Below are 19,091 nucleotides of genomic sequence, written 5' to 3'. Positions count from 1 at the left end.
CTTGTTAATTTTTAAATCTAAATTTCCCTATAGCTTTTCCATTTCTGAAGTAATATATTGATGGCTTTTCAGTTGAAGCTGCTGCTGGATTGTAAATGTATCTATTTTGGCCAACCTCAAGTTTTGCTTTTCCATTGCCTAAATCTTGCCAGGTAGAACTATATTTTTGGCTAATTAATTCTTTGTATTGGGCTACGGTTTTGTTTTCGATAGTAATACTTACCGTATTCGTGTTTCTGATAGTTGTTGAAGTCCATTTAAGAGCATCGACCTCTGGAGAGACTCTGATCTCAACCCGTTCCGCTACAGGGACTGACTTCAGATTTGTTGCTGTTGCGGTAAAAACATGGGCAAGATATAGATAATAAAGAGGATTTGTAAATGCCTCTTTGTGAGATGCAACAAGTCCCTCCCAATAATCACCATTAGCCATTTGTATTTCGCTGCGATTAGGTTTGCCATTTAAATAAAACAAGTTAGCTGCGGCTTTAAAAGTGGAATAATTTTCTTTAAATTTATTTAATTCTGAAGCTTTGATAATATATTCAATTCCAATATTCGCACTTCTCCACGCACTATAAAAAACAATTTGATTTTGTGAATTGTAGTGTGGTGTCAATGAGTATTCGCCAACTTTAATTTGGTTGTTCGATATTGAGTATGACGAAGAATTTAGAATTTTACTGTTTCTATAGACTAATAAAAGGTAGAGTTCAATCTTGTCATCGTTGAAATCGTTTTGCAGGCTATTAATAACATTATCAAATTCTGCAACCTGAAATTCATCATTAATTCCACTTAAGTCATAACAGCTGACACCAAACTATTGCCCTGTATTTCAAAACTGTTTGCATTTTCTAAAATTAAGCTTTTAGGGTCACCTAGAAATATCGCCTCAAAATTTTGAAATGTATCAGGATAGTATTCTAAATATTTCAGTGACCACTGGATAAATTCTATTTCCTCCTGACCGACAGGAATAGATTCACCATATTTCCTGAAACTTTCAGCAATGGTTGGGTATTGATACAAAAAGATCCTATCATTGTAATCCAATTGAAATTTATCAACCACATAATCTGCTACAAAATTTTGAATTAGGGCATCTGGGCCAAATGGGTAAGAAGTTTCAGGACTCATATTTGAATATCCGAGAAATAGATCGTAAAGTGCCTCACCTGAACTTGTGTATCCCGGATTTGAATCAATATAATCGATAGTTTGACTATTATCAGATGAAAAAATATTGCTCCAATTAATTGAAGTTAAACGATAACCTGGGCCATAATCTACCCCTCCAATCACATGACTTGGCGCCCAGTAAGATGCATTAAACATTGTTCCGACCCAGCCAACGAGTGCCTCAATCTTATCTATTAACCATCCGAAAATATTACTAATCTCTTTATCTTTTAACCCACCTAAGGATTCTAGCTTATTTAATTTTAAATAATTAGTATATTCGGAATTTGATGGAGGGCTTTGTCTTAGTAGATATTTATTAATTAGTTTACTTTTTTGATATTCTATAACAGCAATGGTATCGCCAATGAAATTATACTCAATAAGTTTACCAGTTAATTGTTTTTGATCTACTGAATTATTAGAAAAGCTTTGGGGCACGAAACCCAACAAAAAAGAATTTAATTTATTATTATCTTGACTTAGTACGAAATACATCTTCGCTGGATGATCTGCATAAAATTTGATTTTTACTTGATCATCGTTAGAAAAAGGTTTAATTGATCCAGTATGATTTGTTAAAAGTTTCATAGCAGGTACTGATACAACCTTTTTGCCCAAAATGGTAGTTTGCTTTGCTTTTTTCCAATCTAATTGAATATGTTTCGCTACAGGATTTTCATTAATCCACTTATCAATTATTTCATATTTTATCAACTGGTTATTTTCTAAATTTAGATCATTGTAAACACGATCCTTTCGGCAGCTTTGAAGTATTAAGAATAATATTATAATGATAAAGTTTGCAATGCGTACTTTTTGAGAGATTAATTTTTGTATCATTTGGTCGTTTTAATTTTCTATTCAGAACGGAATTCGCAAAGTTACGTCCGTTTAATATTCATATATGGTTTTTTGGATTATCACAGCAACATATCTTGTTTCGATGGTTAACTGTTCCAACAAATACCTAAGCTGATGCAGTACCATTCAGTTTTCGGCTTAGTTTGGCTAGAAAAGTGTAACCTTCAATCTCCTGTAATTAAGTTATATTGCTACCAATATTTTGTTCGATTTACTTTATTGAGAAAATCCGAATACGTAATGTCATTAATAAAAATAGCTTTAGAAATTACTGTGTTCTTTTTTTATATGAAATCTGCAATTTCGGGGGCAATAATATTTTTCTTGCAAGAAAAAAGGCACATGGTAGAAAAGACCATGTGAATACCAAAAGTTATTTTTAAAAGAGTATTCATAAATTGAGAGATTAATATAAATGTTGAGTAAGAATAAGCATTTAATCTTAGTTCACGAAATCTTATTAGATAATACGGGCAAAGATAGACCTTGGTACTGAGAGACCTGGTCAAGATACCTGTTTTGGCCGCGAATCCATAGGGGCTATATAAGTTGTAATGCAATGACGTATATTATTTAGAAAATGGTTAGAAGCCCGGGTCCGGCTGATCAGGGTTTATGTTTAAGGATCAGTATTTCTATTGTTGGAGCTTATCAGAGCAATATTTACAAAGGCTAAATTCAAATTGACCACTGAGCCACTGATTACTATATCGGGCAATAATGGGTTTGAAATGATGCAGGAAGTGAGATAGGCTAAAAGTGAAATAAATTGTATCAGTTTTGATTTTTAAAAATGATTTCCTAAATTAGACTATCCTATTGTTGTAATCACATCTCATTTTACCTGTTCCGGAGGTTCGAATCCTTTCCGGGATATCAAATCATCCCTATTGTTTTTTTGATCATCCCAAGATGTATAGCGATTATTGTTGTACTCATTTAACTATTGGTTTTCATCCAGATTAATCAAATAAGAAAATGGATTACTTAAAAGATTTGGAAAGTTTTTATGAAGACGTTAAAAAGGGCTTAGAAGAAATAGGTGAGTATTCGGATGGATCCTGGAGTACATGGCATTGAAACAACCATATCGAATTGTTGTGCATGTATGAGTTGTTGGGTTTTTATGCTAACGCCTGATCCAGTTTCAATTAGTTCCTCACTGAACTGGGCCAAATGGCCACAAGCGGTTAACTCGGATCGTAATTTAACCCGTAGTTGGGCAATCTCTGAAGGATCGTCAGGGGCGGGACCCCACAGCAATACCGAGACAGGTATTTTTTTACTTTTCTGAATTTCTATGGAAACTTTTTGCTTAATGTTTTCAAGCAATGAGCGTGCTTCCGGTTCTAAGCTTAAAGCTGGTAAACCCATTTGGTCATAAATTTAGATTTTGGAAGGAAGTAAATATTTTTGTTTCATTCAAGATTTTCATGTAATACTTGCGCGTAATCACTTTTACTCAATAGCTAATTGATTTTATATCTGTTTTACTGAATCATATTGGTATTTTATTAGATTTATTGAAGCAATACGCGCTTTACTGAACTAAGTCCTCACACAAATTCCGCAATGTTACCTGCCGGAACATTATCTTTGCGAATCAATCACCCTAGTATTTAATGCCTCAAAAAGAGAAACCAGCCAGGCCGCATAAGCTTAGTGATCTCCCTATGGGATTGCAGATTGTGCTGTTTATAGTTACGCTGGGAATTTTTTACTGGCTAAAACAGAGGCAGCAGGAACTTGAAAAAAGAGCCGGCATCCGCGAACTTCTTCCTGATATCCTGCAGGCTATAGATGAGATTAAACAAAAACAGAATATGCTGTTGTATTTTGCTAACAGCGATTGCCGCAAGCTTCAGGCCTCGCACGGTGCATTATTGAGTGCCATCCCAGGAAGCTATCGGACTTGTGGACTGGATCAGGCTGAAGTGGCTACCATTGCTCATTTCATTTCCAGTCATGACAACCTGGAAGCTACACGAAAAGACTACAATACGCGTTTTGTGAAGCATGAAATGGCCGAGTTTAAAGACTTTTTTGCTGCGCTCGATAAGTATCCGCTCTCACAGGAGCAGATGAAAGCTGTAATATGCGATGAAGACAATAACCTGGTGATTGCTGGCGCCGGTACCGGGAAAACCACTACCATAAGCGCTAAGGTTGCTTACATTCTGGAGAAGAACCTGGCCAGGCCGGAAGAGCTGCTGGTGATTTCCTTTACCAATACCGCCGTAGAGGAGATGTTCGACCGGACCTGTAACTTTCTTAAAGATGATGACCTGGCCAGGTTAATCACTTTTAAAACCTTTAACAGTTTTGGCAACATGGTGATGCGTTACTGTAATCCTCACCCTGCAAAAATTGCTTTTGATGGAATAGATAAAAAGGCGAGGAAATTTCTTCAGGAATCTTTTGAACAGCTTTTTCTAACTAATAGCAGCTTTCAGCAAAAAGCCATCAACTTTATCGCTTTTTTTGCCCGCCCTCCTCAAAACCGGTTCGATTTTAAAACGGAGGCCGATTATTTCAAGCACGAACAATCTTACCGCAATGTTTCGCTTAACGGAACAGTATGCAAAAGCCTGGAGGAAGTGATGGTAGCCAACTTCCTCTACTTACACCAGGTAACTTTTGAGTATGAGTGTTTGTATCCTTTAGCAGCTGAAGACCGCAATCCTGACTTTGGGCACTATCAACCTGATTTTTATCTTCCTGAATATAGCATATACTATGAACATTATGGTATTGATGAAAATGGCCATGTTCCTGATCGTTTTAAATTTAAAGCACCCTTTCGGTCGGCAACGGAACAATACCAAAGCGGCATGCAATGGAAGGCCACGATTCATGAAAAATATCAGACCAAACTGATTAAAACCTATTCTTTCCAGAATAAAAACCAGACACTGCTGAAGGCACTCAGGATTCAGCTTAATGCCCACGGGGTGATACTGAATAAGCGCCCTCCCGGTGAAATACTGGATAAGGTGAAGAGCCTCGACGACTATGAGGACTTTATGGGCCTGGTTTATACTTTCCTGAACCTGATGAAATCGAACAACACCGGGGTTAAACAGCTAAGGAACAAAGCAGCCGATAAGCGTTTCAACGTTTTTCTCGATGTTTTTGAACCTTTATTTGATGCCTACCAGATTGAACTTTCACGAACGGGTGGTATTGATTATAATGATATGGTGAACCGGGCTACATCGCACATTGCAAAAGGGGAATACCAGAAAAAACACAAGTATATTCTGGTAGATGAGTTTCAGGATATGTCGCTGGGTAGGTACGACCTGCTGAAGGCTTTGAAGTTGGCCAATCCGGAGGCGAAGCTTTATGCCGTTGGGGATGACTGGCAGTCGGTTTTCAGGTTTACCGGTAGCGACATTAGCATCATTACGCAATTTTCGAAGCATTTTGGGGTAACTGCCGTAAACAGTATTTTGCAGACCTACCGTTTTAACAGGCAGATTCTGGATGTTAGCAGCGGCTTTATTCAAAGTAATCCGGCACAATTAAAGAAACAACTCACCTCTCCCGATCAGGCTATACTGCCGGCATTTAAACTGGTGCCCCATAAATTTTTTGGCAACAGGGCACAGCGCATGTTGCAGAAATTCGATATTCTGTGTGGGGTGCTGAGCAAAATCGCGCTGGATTATAAAAGGGCAACAGTATTTTTAATCGGCAGATACCACCATAATGCACCGTCTGATTTGCGCGAACTGCAAAAGCGCTTCCCGGCCTTAAAGATTAGCTATTATACGGCCCATGCCTGCAAGGGTTTAACCTGCGACGTTTCGGTACTGCTGGACCTGAATTCGGGCGTCTTCGGCTTTCCGTCGGAAATGGCCGATGACCCAATTTTGAGCAACCTGCTGCACGAAGGGGAAACGTTTGAAAATGCCGAGGAAAGGCGGCTGTTTTATGTTGCATTAACCCGTGCACGCCACCAGGTTTACATGTTATATGATCCGAATAGCAAAAGTAAGTTTATGGAAGAGCTGATGGAGGTTTATAGTGTTGGTGAGGGGGGAAATGGTGCAGCTTAAATGGTAGGTTAACGATAAGCTTACTGTTCCGAACCCACTGAAGGGCGGACAAAATATGTTTGTTTGTAACTGGAAATTATATCGAGTTTAACACAGATTTCAAGGTTTTTAAATCATATAAATCTGGAAGTTGATATTGGTTGAAAATCAATGTTGGTGTCGACTTAATACTGTAATTACTAATCCATTTTTGCTGTTCGTTAAGAATTTGATGGTCTAATTCGCTGATTGTTGACTGGAATCGGTTCTTCCAATTAGCCGGGTCATCTTTTCCTGTGAGATACCAGGCATCGAGCGCAATGAGTGCGTCTGCAGGCGGTGAAGTCCTAAATAAGGAAAGTAGTGATAATGCTATCTCTACCTGGTCTTTGTTTCGCTCGTTTAATGCAAATAGTATGCTGATTTTGATATGTGGAAAAGTCTTTATCAATTCAACTACTTCAGCATGCATTTTGGCACATGGACGGCAATAGGGATTACTGATAATAACTAAATGATTTTCACTATTTATATCACCAAAGGTAATTGGCATGTGTTCATGTGATATTTCATAAAACCGCTCTTTTGTTAATAACATTTTGAATACCTCTGAATGATTAGTGAATTTCCGGAGCTTTTGGTTAATTGGTGTCAAATCAATTTTTGCCTGGATCAAAGGTTTGATTATCCACCAGGATATCATCGGAACTAAGAGAGAGATTACTAAAACAAATACTGATGAAAAAGACAGGTTCCAGGATTGGAGCAACAATTGGCCGGATGCACGAGCGTAATATTGAAAGGCAAAGAACTCCATCCACAACAAGATTTGGACCGTACAACATAAAAAACAATAGGTTTTTGTTTTTAGTTGATATCCTATTGAATAGAAAGTGTAAGGTATAGCTAGAACATTAAACCAGGCAAATACATTTACGAAACGGGCATCTGATAGAAGTGATATTATTGAGCCTAGAAAATAAAAAAAACCAACCTCACTCCAACTTAGCCAGCTGGTTAGATTAGCGGCGCTGGATTTTAAAATTTCGTTACAGCCATTTTTTCCTTTGATATTACATAGCTGTTTGATGAAGGGACTATCTGAATTAAATTTCTGAATTAATAAGGCAACGGATGTTAATAAACCTAAAGTCTTGATGAAAAAAATTAGGGCCAGTTCAATGGTGTATTTCGAGGCTGCGACTTTCAAACCAAATAAAATGAGTAGTGAGATGGCTATAAAAGGAAGCAAAAGTGAGCGTGCAAATTCAATGAGTCTTTTGGTTTTGTAACCATCCTCGCTTATTTTTTCATTTTTTTCTTCTACAAGAAAAATTGTTCCACCCCAACGATTCAGGAATTCTTGTTTTGACATTTCCTTTTTCGACAAGTGTTGATTGCTATAGATAATGCTTTCATCCCTAATCTCTTCGATTAAAAGAAACTTGCCATTTCCCTCGCGAAGGTGCACGATAAAAGGCACCTCGGTGGCATAGGAAGAAAATTCACTGTGTGGTACATTATAGGCTGTATTACTAACATTCCAACCATCCAGACAATCGCTTATTGATAGCAAGCTTGGGTATTCAGGATGTTCCTGTAAACAAGTTCGAACCGAAGTCCGGGTAATCCCAAACCTTTGATTTTCTATTAGTCCAACAGCTACACTTTCTAAATTACTTAAAGGTTTGCGAAACATATTGCGTTTTTTTTAAAGTTTTTCTCGAATACACTTACCTGCTATTCATCATTTTAATAATATTTCTGAAAAAGCGCTGAAGTAAGGAGCTTTCCTCAGTAATAATTTCGGCACTTCCCTGCATTCCATTTTTGAGAATAATTCTTCTAGACACATCTTTATTTTCAAACCTGTCGAAACTCACTTTCGCGATGAATACGCTGTCGCGGTAAGCAACATCCGAAACATAGCTAAGCTTGCCCTCAATCATTCCGTATTGTTCAAAAGGATAACTATGCATTTTAATCAACGTAGTGGCGCCACGCCGGATTTTGCCCATGTTGTATTGAGGAATTTGTACCTCACCAAAGAAATCTGTATTCCCTGGATTAACAATAAACACCTCCTGCCCGGATTGCAGGTTTTGATTTTGTTGAACAATGCCGGCAAAACTAACCTTCCCGGCCACGGGGGCAATAAACAGGTGTTGCATTACCCAGTTATCAATTTCAGTGATACATTGGTTTAGGGCCTGGGTAAATTTCGACTGTTCTTCGTATATGGTGTGCTTTAAATCGAGTAATTCTTTCTCTTTGGCGCTATAACTGCTCATATTGTTTAGTATAGCCGTTTCACTCTGTTGCAGGGGATACTTCGAAACCAGGTATTTATTCTCCTGTTGTTGAAATTCGCTTCTTGATATCACCTTGCTGCCATAAAGTTTTTGGTAAGCCTTATACTCAGCTTCCTGATTGGCGTATTCAAGTTCCTGAATTTTCTTTTGTTTTTCAATTTGGCTGCCCAGCGCTTTGATGCTGTTAAGATCTTTTTCCAGAAATGCCATCCGCCGCAGATAATAACCATTTTTTAATGTAGCCACATATTGCAGGTATTGCTGGTGAAAATTCTGGTAACTACTTTGTAACTCCCCAAGGTTTAGTCCTTCAGGTACAACCATCTGTTGTGCTTCAGCATGATTAACCTTAGCTTGTAATGATTTAAGGCTATTACTTAACTGCAATACATGGGCTGGAATAGCGGTACTTTCGAAATACCCTAAAGGTTGATTAGCATGTACTTCATCGCCGTCTTTAACAAGTAGTGCTGCAAGCTTACCGCTTTGTCTGGCCAGTACAGCTTTTGGGGCATTCAATGAGTTTACCTTAACATTCACCATTACCACATCCGGGTAATCGATAAAGGCAGCCATTAATACAATGCCTGCTAATATGGCAAAGATCAACGTAATGCCCCACTTTAAAATCCATGAGGGTACAGCGGTGATAATTTCATGCACTTCTTCGCTGTGGAGGTTTTCTTCAAAATCTTTCTCTTCCATAACTTTAATTAGTTTCCAAGTTCGAGCTGATTCTTCACCAATTGGTAGTAAACACCCTTCCCGCCCGCCAGCTCGGCATGGGTACCTTGTTCAATAATTTTGCCTTTCTCCAAAACAATAATGTTATCGGCATGCTTTACAGTACTTAAACGGTGGGCTACTACGACAACGGTTTTGCCGACCAGAAAGCGTTCAAGATTTTCCATAATTACCTTTTCATTATGTGCATCGAGGGCATTTGTGGCCTCGTCAAAGAATATGTATTCAGGGTTTTTGTAAACGGCACGGGCAATGAGGATACGCTGTTTTTGCCCCTGACTGATGCCATTACCCTCAGCACCGATTTTGGTATTGAGCCCGAGCGGAAGGCGTTCAATAAAATCGGTGATGTTAGCTACCTCTATAGCATTTTTTAGTTTCGCCTGATCAGGGTATTCATCGCCAACGGCTATGTTGTGTGCAATGGTATCTGAAAAGATAAAACCATCCTGCATCACTACCCCGCAAAGGCTTCGCCACTGCCTGAAGCTTACCTGACTTAATGGTGTATGGCCTACTTTGATTTCGCCTAGCTGCGCTTCGTAAAAACGGAGCAGTAGTTTTAGGATGGTAGTTTTACCGCTGCCGCTCATCCCAACGATAGCAGTGGTTTTACCTGCGGGAATATGAAGATTGACATTGCTGAGCACCGCTTCGCTGCCCGCACCGGGATAGGTGAAGGTAATATTTTGTAAACTTAAACTCCGGTCGGATGGAAGTTCTTTGATCAGGGTTTTTCCGGCAGGTTCCTCATCTTCCATTTCTCTGATTTCACCAAGCCGTTCTAATGAAATTTTCGCATCCTGCAACTGCTGGATAAATCCGAGCATTTGCTCTATAGGGCTGTTAAGCTGCCCGATAATATATTGTACCGCCATCATGGCACCCAATGTTAATCCACCTTCGATAACTGATTTGGCAACCAGAAAGGTAATGAGTATGTTTTTACCTTCATTGATAAAAAATGCACCGGCCTGCTGGTATTGGCCAAGGCGTAAACTGCTGATATTGAACCTGAATAAGCCTGCCTGCAATCGCTCCCATTCCCACCGCTTCTGCTGCTCACAGTTGTTGAGTTTAATTTCCTGCATGCCCGTAATTAATTGCACGATGGCACTCTGGTTTTTAGAGGATATATCAAAACGTTTGAAATCAAGATTGCGCCTCCGTTTGAGGAACAACATTACCCAGAAGCTGTATAATATGGTGCTTACCAGAAAGATAATAAAGATGGTGAGGTTGTAGTAGGCCAGCACGAAACTGAAAATGATGAGGTTAAAAACGGAAAAAATTACGTTCAGCGTAGGCCCTGTTAAAAATGATTCGATGCGTTTTTGATCATTCATGCGCTGCATAATATCGCCGGTCATTTTAGTGTCGAAGAAACTGATTGGCAGTTTCATTAGTTTGATCAAAAAATCGGTGAGAATAGAAATATTAATCCTGGTGCTGATGTGGAGCAAAATCCATGACCGGATAAAGTCTACACTCATCCGCCCAACAAATAGCATGGTTTGGGCAATTAGAATGATATAAATGAAATTGAGATTTCGCGTATTAATTCCGATATCGACAACAGATTGAGTAAGGAAAGGAAGAATCAACTGAAGCAAACTTCCTACCCCCAATCCAACAAAAAGCTGTATCACCAGCGATTTATATTGATATAAATATCTGAGAAGATAGGTAAAGCTCAACGCAGGTTGGTGATCACTCTCCTGCTCAAAAAAATTGGGACTGGGCGACAGCACGAGCGCAATACCCTCTCCCTGGCCTTGTTTTGGGAGCCAGGATTTGCGAAACTCATTTTCGGAGTAAACAATTAAACCTTTGGCGGGGTCGGCAACATAATAGTTATTGCCCTTTACGCGATGCAGCACAACGAAATGATTCTGATTCCAATGGAGGATCATAGGAAGCTCCGTATCTTTCAGTTCCTTAAGGTAAAGCTTGAGGGCTGTAGTTCGGAAACCTATTTTTTCAGCCGCGTCACTGATGCCCAGCAGCGAAACACCCTCACGGTTGATGCCAGAAATTTCCCGGAGTTTTTGCAGGCTAAAACTTTTGCCATAATATTTTGCAATCATGCGCAGGCAGCTTGGCCCGCAATCCATTTGATCTGGCTGCTTATAAAAGGTGAATTTTTTCAATGCGATGGGTTAGGTGATAAACGGTTAATTAGATTTACTGAAGCTTGAAACTACCAGCTTTTTAGCAATTCGAGTAATCTTTTTTCAAAAGCGGGATCATCAGGGCTAACAAAATGATCATTTAAAACTGTTCCATTTCTTTTGATGACCAGGTACCTCGGGATGGACTGAATATCGAAAAAAGACATCAGTGGAGAGTGCGGTTTATCAAGTAAACGATATTGGTATAAGTCGCCATACAGTTTGTCATCTTTTAAGGCCGCGATCCATTCACCCGATTTGCTTTCCTCATCGATACTGATGCTGATAAATTTAATGGGTTTATCCCGGAGCCTTGTTTTCACGGCTTCGAGGAATGGCGTTTGTTTGCGGCAAGGTACGCACCAGCTGGCCCACATATCGATAAATACCAGCGAATCTTTTTCATCAATGACATTTTCAAGCGATTGTGTTTTCTGAACAGGATCAATCAGCCGTACACTATTTAACGCCCGGAATTGATATTGACTTAAATGGTTGAGAACTTCCGAATGTGAGCTACCTTTAAGTTGATTATAGGCAGATGCACGTTTGTAAGCGGCCTGGTAAGCGGGATCGGATTTTCTCGAATAGTGTTTAAGGGAAGCAATAGCAGAAGACAGGACACGTTCGGCTCCAAAAAACTGCTCATTACTAATTAAAAATTTTAACCTTTGATCAATATTTTTCAAATCCCGCTGATCTCTGGTGAGGTGATAAGAAGTAATGTAGTATATCAATGCGTCTACATCTGGCGATTGGATTTGGGAGAGCGTGTTTATTTCTTTAAGGATTTGATGTGCCTTTAGCTTTGTTTCGGCAGGGACATTTTGAAAGTTTTGTGGTGTAATGGCTTTGAGCAATGCGGTATAATAGGCAGTTGTTTTGGCAAGCTTCCAGGTATGGGCAGTAGCCTGGTTTAAAAAACCGGTACCTGAAAGGCTGTCAATACGTTTTAACTGCTTGCGGTATATTGATTTGATTGCATTGAAATAAGCCGATTGCGCCTCCTTTCCTTTAGAAGACGGAAGTTTTGTAGCTTGTTCGTTGAACCATGAATCGATAAAGAGTCGGGAGCTGTTTCCATCTTTAACTTCAATATCAAACTGATTTTTTACCTGAAGTGAAAGCTCATCACCAGGATGAAGGTAGAACTTGTGGTGGTAAAACACGCCGTGGTCAATGAGTCCATAACGAAACTCAATAGCTTTGCTGGAGGCCATGGTTTTAATCAGAATGGTATCATGATTTGACAGGTTTCTGAATCCGATGGTTTTATCTTCATCATAAAATATTGAAAACTTTTCGGCCGGCTTCAGAAAAACCCTGATTTTAATATCCCCTACCGCAACCCGTGCTTGTGCGGGTATAAAGTAGCTTACCAGTATGATGGTAGCAGCCCCTAAAAATAGTAGTGTGGTGATCTTTAGCTTCATATTTTCAAATTAGTTTGCATGGGAATAATCATTCCCATGCATGTGATTTGCTATACATATTCATGTTGCCACCCATCAGAAGGGCAATCCCAACCTGTTCTGTTACCTGTGTAACTTGCGTGACTTGCAGCTACATCGCCGGCGTTTACGTTACCACCTTCGTTTACATAAGCTACGATAGTTCTGGTGTCTCCATTGATTTCATAAACAATACAACCTCTGTCTGAGGTATCAGCTAAGCCACCCATCACATTTTTCATCTCAGCTTTGCTGAGTAAATTTACTTTTTTCATGTTTAAAATTTAAGTTGTGATTGTAATATTGGTCAACCTTTCACGCAAGGTTGACTTAAGCGATGACAGTAAACGCCGTCATTCGTTTCGGGAAGCGATCCGTTTGCAACCGTATGCTTCTCCTTTTTTGCAAAAATTCTTATACTTCTGTATCCAGGCTAACATCGCCCCAGATAGATAGGTACGATGCTAGCGCCAGAAACAAGATTGAGATGGTTAATAAAATATTTTTATATTGGGCATGGTCATTTAAACAGCACTTAATAGGGGAAAATGTTACCTTACTGCTCAGGGTTAGAAGTAAGGGGACAAAAATAACCTCCATTTTTTTGCGATGTGAATTAAATATATTCATACTGCTGATATGCTATTACGGCATGACGAAGTTTCCGCTTTTAATGTTTAAATCAAAGCCACTATAATGCCTATTACACCAAATGCCAGTTTCCTGGGACACACATGGATTTTATCGATACCAAGTGCCATAAGAATCGCCTGTAGCGGACAAAAAGCTCAGAAAAGTCGGTTTTCGTCAACGTGAAAAGGCGGTGTATTTATGCCAACTGGTTTTTGTATCAAAAAAGACGTATTTTGTCCTTGAAATACCTGGTTTGGTGTATTATTTTTGATCATATACTTTTCAAGAGGTAGTTTTATCTATTGATTAACTTAATCTTTGGAAACATGACGAACAAGAAATTGAAAAAAACAACAATGTTTATCTTTAAAAGAAAACCTGCTTTTCATCTGAGTAAAGAGGAAATGCAAAAGATTAAAGGTGGTGGAGGCAATACCAGCGATGACATTCCACCATCTACGCTTCCGGGATGCGTTGAAGATAAACCCACGTTGGGCACCATCAGCCTTTAAATGCCTCACGTTTTAAACCATTACAATTAAACTAACCTTCCTTGTCAATGCGTGCTTCACTTACATTTTCAATCCTGATCCTACTTACCATTGCCACTGCTTCAACATACGCACAGAGTTGTAACTGTAAGGATAACCTCGAGTTTGTAATGGCAAGAATTAAAAAGAATTATGTGGGCTACAGTGATAAGGTCAATCTTCAAACGGTAAAAAGATTCGATTTTTTAACTGATAGCCTGCTCGCTGAAGCTGGCAAAGTGCCCACATATCAGTGCTTGCCAATTTTAAAAACATGGTTATCTTTTTTTAATGACAAGCACATCAGCATTTCGTATGATGATAGCGGTTACAGCGTTGAGCAAATAAAAGACTACTACGCCAGGGAGGAAACAACCAGTTGGACAGCCTTATCCTTTAAGGACTATCTTGACAGGAATAAGGCTGTTTTAGACAGTGTTGAAGGTGTTTGGAAGGATGAGAGTGGGGCTTATCAGATTGGTATTGTAAAAGACAGGGGCGATTTCATTGGCTTTATCATTAAGGCTGATGGAAAAAGATGGTTGCCTCAGCAGGTTAAAATGCGTATTTCTAAAATAGGTAATGTTTATGGCCTGAAGTATTTTAGGGCAATAGATCATTCGAACAACATTCTCTCCATTTATAAAAATGCTGATACATTGACTTTTACAGATGGGAAAGTTTTGTCAAGATGGTTTAAGAACGGTCCGCCGGTTAGTGTGTCAGGAAAGCAACAAGCGGGTACATCTACTGAAAAACCATCTTTTAAAATACTTGACGATAAAACTTGCCTTTTTCAGCTACCAGCGTATGCAACATTGGCCAATGTTGCAGCGGTAGATAGCATTCTTAAACAACATAAAAACGCAATTAAAAACCACCGGCATTTAATCATAGATATTCGGAATAATTATGGTGGTTCTGTTCTGGTGTATGATAAACTGATCCCATACCTCTATACCAGGCCCATTTTAACTGAAGGTGGAAGTGTATTGGCCACTGAAGAAAATATACGCGACTATTATAGTGCTATACCTGCAAATATTCCCGACAGCATTAAAAAAGGATTTGTCAGGAATTTAAATGTTTTAAAAGCACACCTTAACCAGCTATATCCCTTGTATCCTGTTGACACAATCAAACTCGAAGAAGTAATGGCTTATCCCAAAGAGGTATCGATAGTAGTAAACAGGAATACCGCCAGTGCCGCAGAACTTTTTATGCTCCAGGCTAAACAAAGCAGTAAGGTAAAGCTATTTGGCGAACGTTCTTCAGGGGCAATTGATTATCTGGAAGTGGTGAAAACAAAACTACCCTGCGATATATACACACTGGGATATCCTGCGTGCAAATCGTCGAGACTACCCGATTTTCCGCTGGATAATACCGGAATACAACCAGATGTTCGAATAACTTCGGAAATAAAGGATTGGGTAGGATTTATTCAATCGTATAAGGAAAGATAAATTGAAACAAAAACGGAAAATTATATTATACCACCTGTTCTTCTGGTTGGGATACATGCTGGTGAGCACGCTGATTGAATTTGCGGGCAACCCCGGTGGGTATTTCTTTAGTATCGGTGACTTTTTTTTTACACAATTTCCGAATATCTGTACTTTTTACCTGTGCCTGTTGGTGTTTTCCAGATACCTTAACCCATTAAAAACATTCCCGCTGATGAGCGCGGTCGTTATGGTATACCTGATTTCATTCCTCATATGGTACGTTACTGCTTATCATGTCAGGCCGCTGATCAAAGCCAATGGTGGCGCCACACCAGAATTCCACATCTGGAAGTTTGCCGTACCTGTGCTGTGGCTATACATCAAGTATGCTTTTTTTGCTTTCGGATATCATTATGCCAGCGAAAACATCAAATACCAAAAGCAGTTGCGTATTATAGTGGAGGAAAAGCACCAGGCACAATACGCATTCCTCAGGGCACAAATTAATCCGCACTTTTTGAATAATACCCTCAATTTTTTCTATGCCAAATCTCTCCCGCTATCATCAGAGTTATCAAACGGTATTATGACTTTGAGTGAAATTATGCATTATTCCTTAAAACAGGATCATGAAAGCCAAACGGAACTTATTGAAGAGGAGGTGGACCACATCAGAAACGTAATTAAGATCAATCAACTCCGGTTTAATCATGAGTTACAAATCCTGCTCGAGGTAAAGGGCAGTACTACAAATGTTCGCGTTGTTCCGCTGGTTTTGATTACTATCGTGGAAAACATGCTAAAACATGGAGATTGTACTGATCCGGCTAATCCAGCCAGAATTACGCTCGATGTTGTTAAAGAACAAAATTGCATAACCTTTAAAACCTATAATATCAAAAAGAAAGGTCCGAAGGAGCAATCAAGCGGAATTGGAATCAATAACATTGGAAACAGACTTGCACACCATTATGGGACGAATTTTAGCCTGGAGATTACTGATACTGCTACCGATTATGCTGTTGAACTTACGCATCCTATATTGATATCAGGCAAAAATTAAAAAACCTACATTATGATAAACTGCATCATTGTCGACGATGAAGCCCATGCGATAGAAGTATTAACTCACTATATTAAATCAGTAGATCAACTGAACCTGATCGCCAGCTTCACTAAACCAACGGAAGCCATTACGTTTCTAGGCGGGCAGCATATCGATTTGATATTTCTCGATATCCATATGCCCACACTCTCAGGCCTCGAATTTATCCAGACAGTTCGCCACAAAAACTATAATTTCATACTCACAACAGCTTACCGTGAGTTTGCTTCTAATGGCTTTGACCTCGATGTGATTGATTATCTGGTTAAGCCTATTCCCTTTCCACGTTTTTTGCAGGCCATCACTAAAGTGCAGAAAACAATAAACCCTATGCCGCAACAGGGACAAAATGAATCAATGGATGCCGATTACTTTATTGTTAAAACGGCTTCTAAAAGTAAGATGGTTAAAATTTACGTCAAAGATATTGACTACATAGAAGGTATGAAGAATTATGTTGCTTTTCACCATAATGGTATCAGAACGCTGGCTCTTACCACGATGAAAGACATCGAGGAAAAATTACCCGAAAAAAATTTTATGCGCATTCAAAAGTCATTCATAATTGCCTTGAACAAAATTGTCGCAATTAGCGGAAATCAGGTAATACTTAAAGATATCTCATCTGAAATATTGATTGGAGAAACGTATAAAAAGAATTTTTTAGACACTTTAAAAAAGCAAATGATCAACCCTGGTACTTAGCCTTTTCAACAAGCAGGCATTACGATAGTTAAGTTACCGCTCATTCCATCAATATTATCGCTTTTTTTGCCTACCCACCACAAAACCGGTTCGACTTTAAAACGGAGGCCGATTATTTTAAGCACGAACAATCTTACCGAAATATTTCACTTAACGTAACAGTATGCAAGAGCCTGGAGGATGTGATGGTGTCCAACTTCCCTTACTTACACCAGGTGAAAGACGACTTTTTTATGTAGCATTAACGCGTGGCCGCCACCAGGCTTACCTGTTTATGATCCAAATAGCAAATGTAAATTTATGGAAGAGCTGATGGGGATTTAGCTTCGACCGTTGTCATGATCAGAAAGGCTCTATGGTAACAACCAGAATCTCCATAGCTTTAGCAATATGATACAATCAGTAACTTTGTGTTTTAAGTCATATAATGAATTTACTTTAAGCACTTAATCCAATATAGCTTTTAAACTACTGCCCTCTTTTTTCGTTTGCAGATTTTTGCAGACTTCAACTTTAGAGATTGAATCGGTCCAAAGTCCATTTCTTTCGAGATGGGCGAAATCCAAAATCTGTCTGGAAACTGTGCTATACCTTAAAATACTTCTGTTTTTTACGAAAACAAGTATACAGTTTTGCTCATTCAGCGAAGAGTTCGATAGTTCGGATGCTAAGTTATTTGAGTACTTAACATTCCTTTTTTTGAATCGTTTTATTTCAGCATAAGGTGGCACTATATATATGTTGTCCCAATCAAATGGAATTAACTCGCAAAAATTAAGTGCAACGGATGTATCCTTACTAAGAATTTTAATTCGATTTTTAAGTGCTGAGTTTAAATCATGTTTTTCGACATGTTTCTTTTCACTGCAACTTAGGCAGAGAGACATGATTGCCAGGATGTAGATAATATTTTTCATTGGAATTTGTTGCTCATGCAATTCATAAAATGCAGAGTTGTTTGGACTCCAGCTTACGGATTTGTTACATAGACAAATATAGCGATGACAGTAAGCTGAGTGAAATAGATGGCCACCTTCCAGACATCCTAATCGAGAACCTCGAAGCGAGGCGATCTCTTACCATTTTCTTATAAGCTCATTGTTGCTTGTCCCTGAGAACCCCCTCCAAAACAGCTCTGTTATTTTCGCCCCATTGCTCGATGCTAATAATTAGTGGCAACAGGCTGTTCCCCAATGGCGTTAACCGATATTCGACTTTAGGGATTTTGGTATCGAAAGAAATCTTTTCTACGAAGCCATGGAGCACCAGTTCATTTAGTTGTTTGGTCATCACTCTCCTGTCGGCCGCGATGGTCTTTTGTAGTGCTCCCGGCCTTTTAATATCCTCTGAGATATAGTAGATCAGCATGAGTTTCCACTTCCCGTTTAAAAGCTCCTTAAATATGTGCAGGCCACACTCCTTTCTGATTGGGATTTTCTTTTGATACATTGTTTGGTCAATCAATTGTAAAAGCAAATAAGCACAAATTTGTGCGTACTTGATATAAGGTTGCTAAGGAAGTAGGTTTGTTGAAATTAATATACAGACAATGATCAAATTTACATTTTTAGTACACAAACTGCCAGGCATGAGCCGTGAGGAATTCGTTGATTATCATAAAAATCACCATGCGCCTTTATTCTGTTCCATCCCCGAAACCGAGCTTTATGTGAGGAAGTATGTGGTAAACCACCCAATGGTTGCCGAAGGTTTTCCTGAACCTTTATACGATGCTGTAGTGGAAATTTCATTTGACTCCTTTGAGGATTTCAATACCTTCTTCTCTTCAGAAAACTATTTAACAAAGGTGCATCCGGATGAGCCTACATTTTTTGATACTTCAAATTATGTTGCAATGGCAACCAATGAAAACACTATAAAAGCGGGTTAATAGCAAGATTAACTT

Annotated in this window: 15 protein-coding genes; 6 read left to right on the top strand and 9 right to left on the bottom strand. The window is 39.0% G+C overall.

Going from position 1 to position 19,091, the window contains the following annotated elements:
• Positions 1-4: 4 nt before the first annotated feature.
• From R2Q80_RS07770 to R2Q80_RS07760, 3 genes are all read right to left on the bottom strand, one after another.
• A complete protein-coding gene (locus R2Q80_RS07770; RefSeq protein WP_316799049.1) occupies positions 5-619 on the bottom strand; it encodes a hypothetical protein in 615 nt (204 codons plus the stop codon).
• Between the two features lie 179 nt (positions 620-798).
• Complete coding sequence (locus R2Q80_RS07765; protein WP_316799048.1) at positions 799-2,025, bottom strand: hypothetical protein; 1,227 nt, start codon at positions 2,023-2,025, stop codon at positions 799-801.
• Positions 2,026-3,075: 1,050 nt separating this feature from the next.
• Positions 3,076-3,420, bottom strand: a complete 345-nt coding sequence (locus R2Q80_RS07760) for a hypothetical protein (protein ID WP_316799047.1) — start codon at positions 3,418-3,420, stop codon at positions 3,076-3,078.
• 248 nt (positions 3,421-3,668) lie between these two features.
• Between R2Q80_RS07760 and R2Q80_RS07755 the strand changes: the two genes are divergently transcribed.
• Positions 3,669-6,107 carry a UvrD-helicase domain-containing protein gene (locus R2Q80_RS07755; RefSeq protein WP_316799046.1) on the top strand — a complete coding sequence of 813 codons (2,439 nt, stop codon included), beginning with the start codon at positions 3,669-3,671 and terminating at the stop codon, positions 6,105-6,107.
• A 76-nt stretch (positions 6,108-6,183) separates the two neighbouring features.
• Here the strand turns inward: R2Q80_RS07755 and R2Q80_RS07750 are convergent, their stop codons facing one another.
• Genes R2Q80_RS07750 through R2Q80_RS07730 form a run of 5 tightly spaced genes read right to left on the bottom strand, consistent with a single transcriptional unit; the run spans position 6,184 to position 13,039 of the window.
• Positions 6,184-7,785 (bottom strand): cysteine peptidase family C39 domain-containing protein, encoded by a 1,602-nt coding sequence (locus R2Q80_RS07750; RefSeq protein ID WP_316799045.1) that lies wholly within the window; start codon positions 7,783-7,785, stop codon positions 6,184-6,186.
• Positions 7,786-7,819: 34 nt separating this feature from the next.
• The gene (locus R2Q80_RS07745) at positions 7,820-9,103 is read right to left on the bottom strand and encodes an HlyD family secretion protein (RefSeq protein ID WP_316799044.1); all 1,284 of its coding nucleotides are present in this window, start codon (positions 9,101-9,103) and stop codon (positions 7,820-7,822) included.
• Positions 9,104-9,111: 8 nt separating this feature from the next.
• On the bottom strand, positions 9,112-11,292 hold the full coding sequence (locus tag R2Q80_RS07740; protein WP_316799043.1) for a peptidase domain-containing ABC transporter: 2,181 nt from the start codon (positions 11,290-11,292) through the stop codon (positions 9,112-9,114).
• A gap of 50 nt (positions 11,293-11,342) precedes the next feature.
• Positions 11,343-12,746 (bottom strand): TlpA disulfide reductase family protein, encoded by a 1,404-nt coding sequence (locus R2Q80_RS07735; RefSeq protein ID WP_316799042.1) that lies wholly within the window; start codon positions 12,744-12,746, stop codon positions 11,343-11,345.
• Between the two features lie 50 nt (positions 12,747-12,796).
• Positions 12,797-13,039: a hypothetical protein gene (locus R2Q80_RS07730; protein WP_047799840.1), complete on the bottom strand. Its 243-nt coding sequence runs from the start codon at positions 13,037-13,039 to the stop codon at positions 12,797-12,799.
• A 684-nt stretch (positions 13,040-13,723) separates the two neighbouring features.
• Here R2Q80_RS07730 and R2Q80_RS07725 point away from each other — a divergent pair.
• From R2Q80_RS07725 to R2Q80_RS07710, 4 genes are all read left to right on the top strand, one after another.
• A complete protein-coding gene (locus R2Q80_RS07725; protein ID WP_047799841.1) occupies positions 13,724-13,909 on the top strand; it encodes a hypothetical protein in 186 nt (61 codons plus the stop codon).
• Positions 13,910-13,956: 47 nt separating this feature from the next.
• A complete protein-coding gene (locus tag R2Q80_RS07720) occupies positions 13,957-15,393 on the top strand; it encodes a S41 family peptidase (protein ID WP_316799041.1) in 1,437 nt (478 codons plus the stop codon).
• A 214-nt stretch (positions 15,394-15,607) separates the two neighbouring features.
• On the top strand, positions 15,608-16,438 hold the full coding sequence (locus tag R2Q80_RS07715; RefSeq protein WP_316799040.1) for a sensor histidine kinase: 831 nt from the start codon (positions 15,608-15,610) through the stop codon (positions 16,436-16,438).
• A 12-nt stretch (positions 16,439-16,450) separates the two neighbouring features.
• Positions 16,451-17,185, top strand: coding sequence for a LytTR family DNA-binding domain-containing protein (locus tag R2Q80_RS07710; protein WP_316799039.1), 735 nt, complete (start codon positions 16,451-16,453; stop codon positions 17,183-17,185).
• Between the two features lie 1,095 nt (positions 17,186-18,280).
• On the opposite strand, the gene R2Q80_RS07705 is transcribed toward R2Q80_RS07710, so the two are convergent.
• Positions 18,281-18,634 carry a helix-turn-helix domain-containing protein gene (locus R2Q80_RS07705; RefSeq protein WP_316799038.1) on the bottom strand — a complete coding sequence of 118 codons (354 nt, stop codon included), beginning with the start codon at positions 18,632-18,634 and terminating at the stop codon, positions 18,281-18,283.
• A 100-nt stretch (positions 18,635-18,734) separates the two neighbouring features.
• Here R2Q80_RS07705 and R2Q80_RS07700 point away from each other — a divergent pair, with 100 nt between their 5' ends.
• Complete coding sequence (locus R2Q80_RS07700) at positions 18,735-19,076, top strand: EthD domain-containing protein (protein ID WP_316799037.1); 342 nt, start codon at positions 18,735-18,737, stop codon at positions 19,074-19,076.
• Positions 19,077-19,091 lie beyond the last annotated feature (15 nt).

This window comes from Pedobacter frigidisoli, from assembly GCF_032678525.1.
GTDB classification, from domain to species: Bacteria; Bacteroidota; Bacteroidia; order Sphingobacteriales; family Sphingobacteriaceae; genus Pedobacter; species Pedobacter frigidisoli_A.
This window is presented reverse-complemented; position numbering and strand designations above follow the sequence as displayed.

What these genes read in the sequence shown, in the direction of transcription:
- R2Q80_RS07765 (WP_316799048.1), bottom strand. Translation starts at nt 2,025, where the DNA reads ATGATACAAAAATTAATCTCTCAAAAAGTACGCATTGCAAACTTTATC.
- R2Q80_RS07760 (WP_316799047.1), bottom strand. Translation starts at nt 3,420, where the DNA reads ATGGGTTTACCAGCTTTAAGCTTAGAACCGGAAGCACGCTCATTGCTT.
- R2Q80_RS07755 (WP_316799046.1), top strand. Translation starts at nt 3,669, where the DNA reads ATGCCTCAAAAAGAGAAACCAGCCAGGCCGCATAAGCTTAGTGATCTC.
- R2Q80_RS07750 (WP_316799045.1), bottom strand. Translation starts at nt 7,785, where the DNA reads ATGTTTCGCAAACCTTTAAGTAATTTAGAAAGTGTAGCTGTTGGACTA.
- R2Q80_RS07745 (WP_316799044.1), bottom strand. Translation starts at nt 9,103, where the DNA reads ATGGAAGAGAAAGATTTTGAAGAAAACCTCCACAGCGAAGAAGTGCAT.
- R2Q80_RS07735 (WP_316799042.1), bottom strand. Translation starts at nt 12,746, where the DNA reads ATGAAGCTAAAGATCACCACACTACTATTTTTAGGGGCTGCTACCATC.
- R2Q80_RS07730 (WP_047799840.1), bottom strand. Translation starts at nt 13,039, where the DNA reads ATGAAAAAAGTAAATTTACTCAGCAAAGCTGAGATGAAAAATGTGATG.
- R2Q80_RS07725 (WP_047799841.1), top strand. Translation starts at nt 13,724, where the DNA reads ATGACGAACAAGAAATTGAAAAAAACAACAATGTTTATCTTTAAAAGA.
- R2Q80_RS07720 (WP_316799041.1), top strand. Translation starts at nt 13,957, where the DNA reads ATGCGTGCTTCACTTACATTTTCAATCCTGATCCTACTTACCATTGCC.
- R2Q80_RS07715 (WP_316799040.1), top strand. Translation starts at nt 15,608, where the DNA reads ATGAGCGCGGTCGTTATGGTATACCTGATTTCATTCCTCATATGGTAC.
- R2Q80_RS07710 (WP_316799039.1), top strand. Translation starts at nt 16,451, where the DNA reads ATGATAAACTGCATCATTGTCGACGATGAAGCCCATGCGATAGAAGTA.
- R2Q80_RS07705 (WP_316799038.1), bottom strand. Translation starts at nt 18,634, where the DNA reads ATGTATCAAAAGAAAATCCCAATCAGAAAGGAGTGTGGCCTGCACATA.
- R2Q80_RS07700 (WP_316799037.1), top strand. Translation starts at nt 18,735, where the DNA reads ATGATCAAATTTACATTTTTAGTACACAAACTGCCAGGCATGAGCCGT.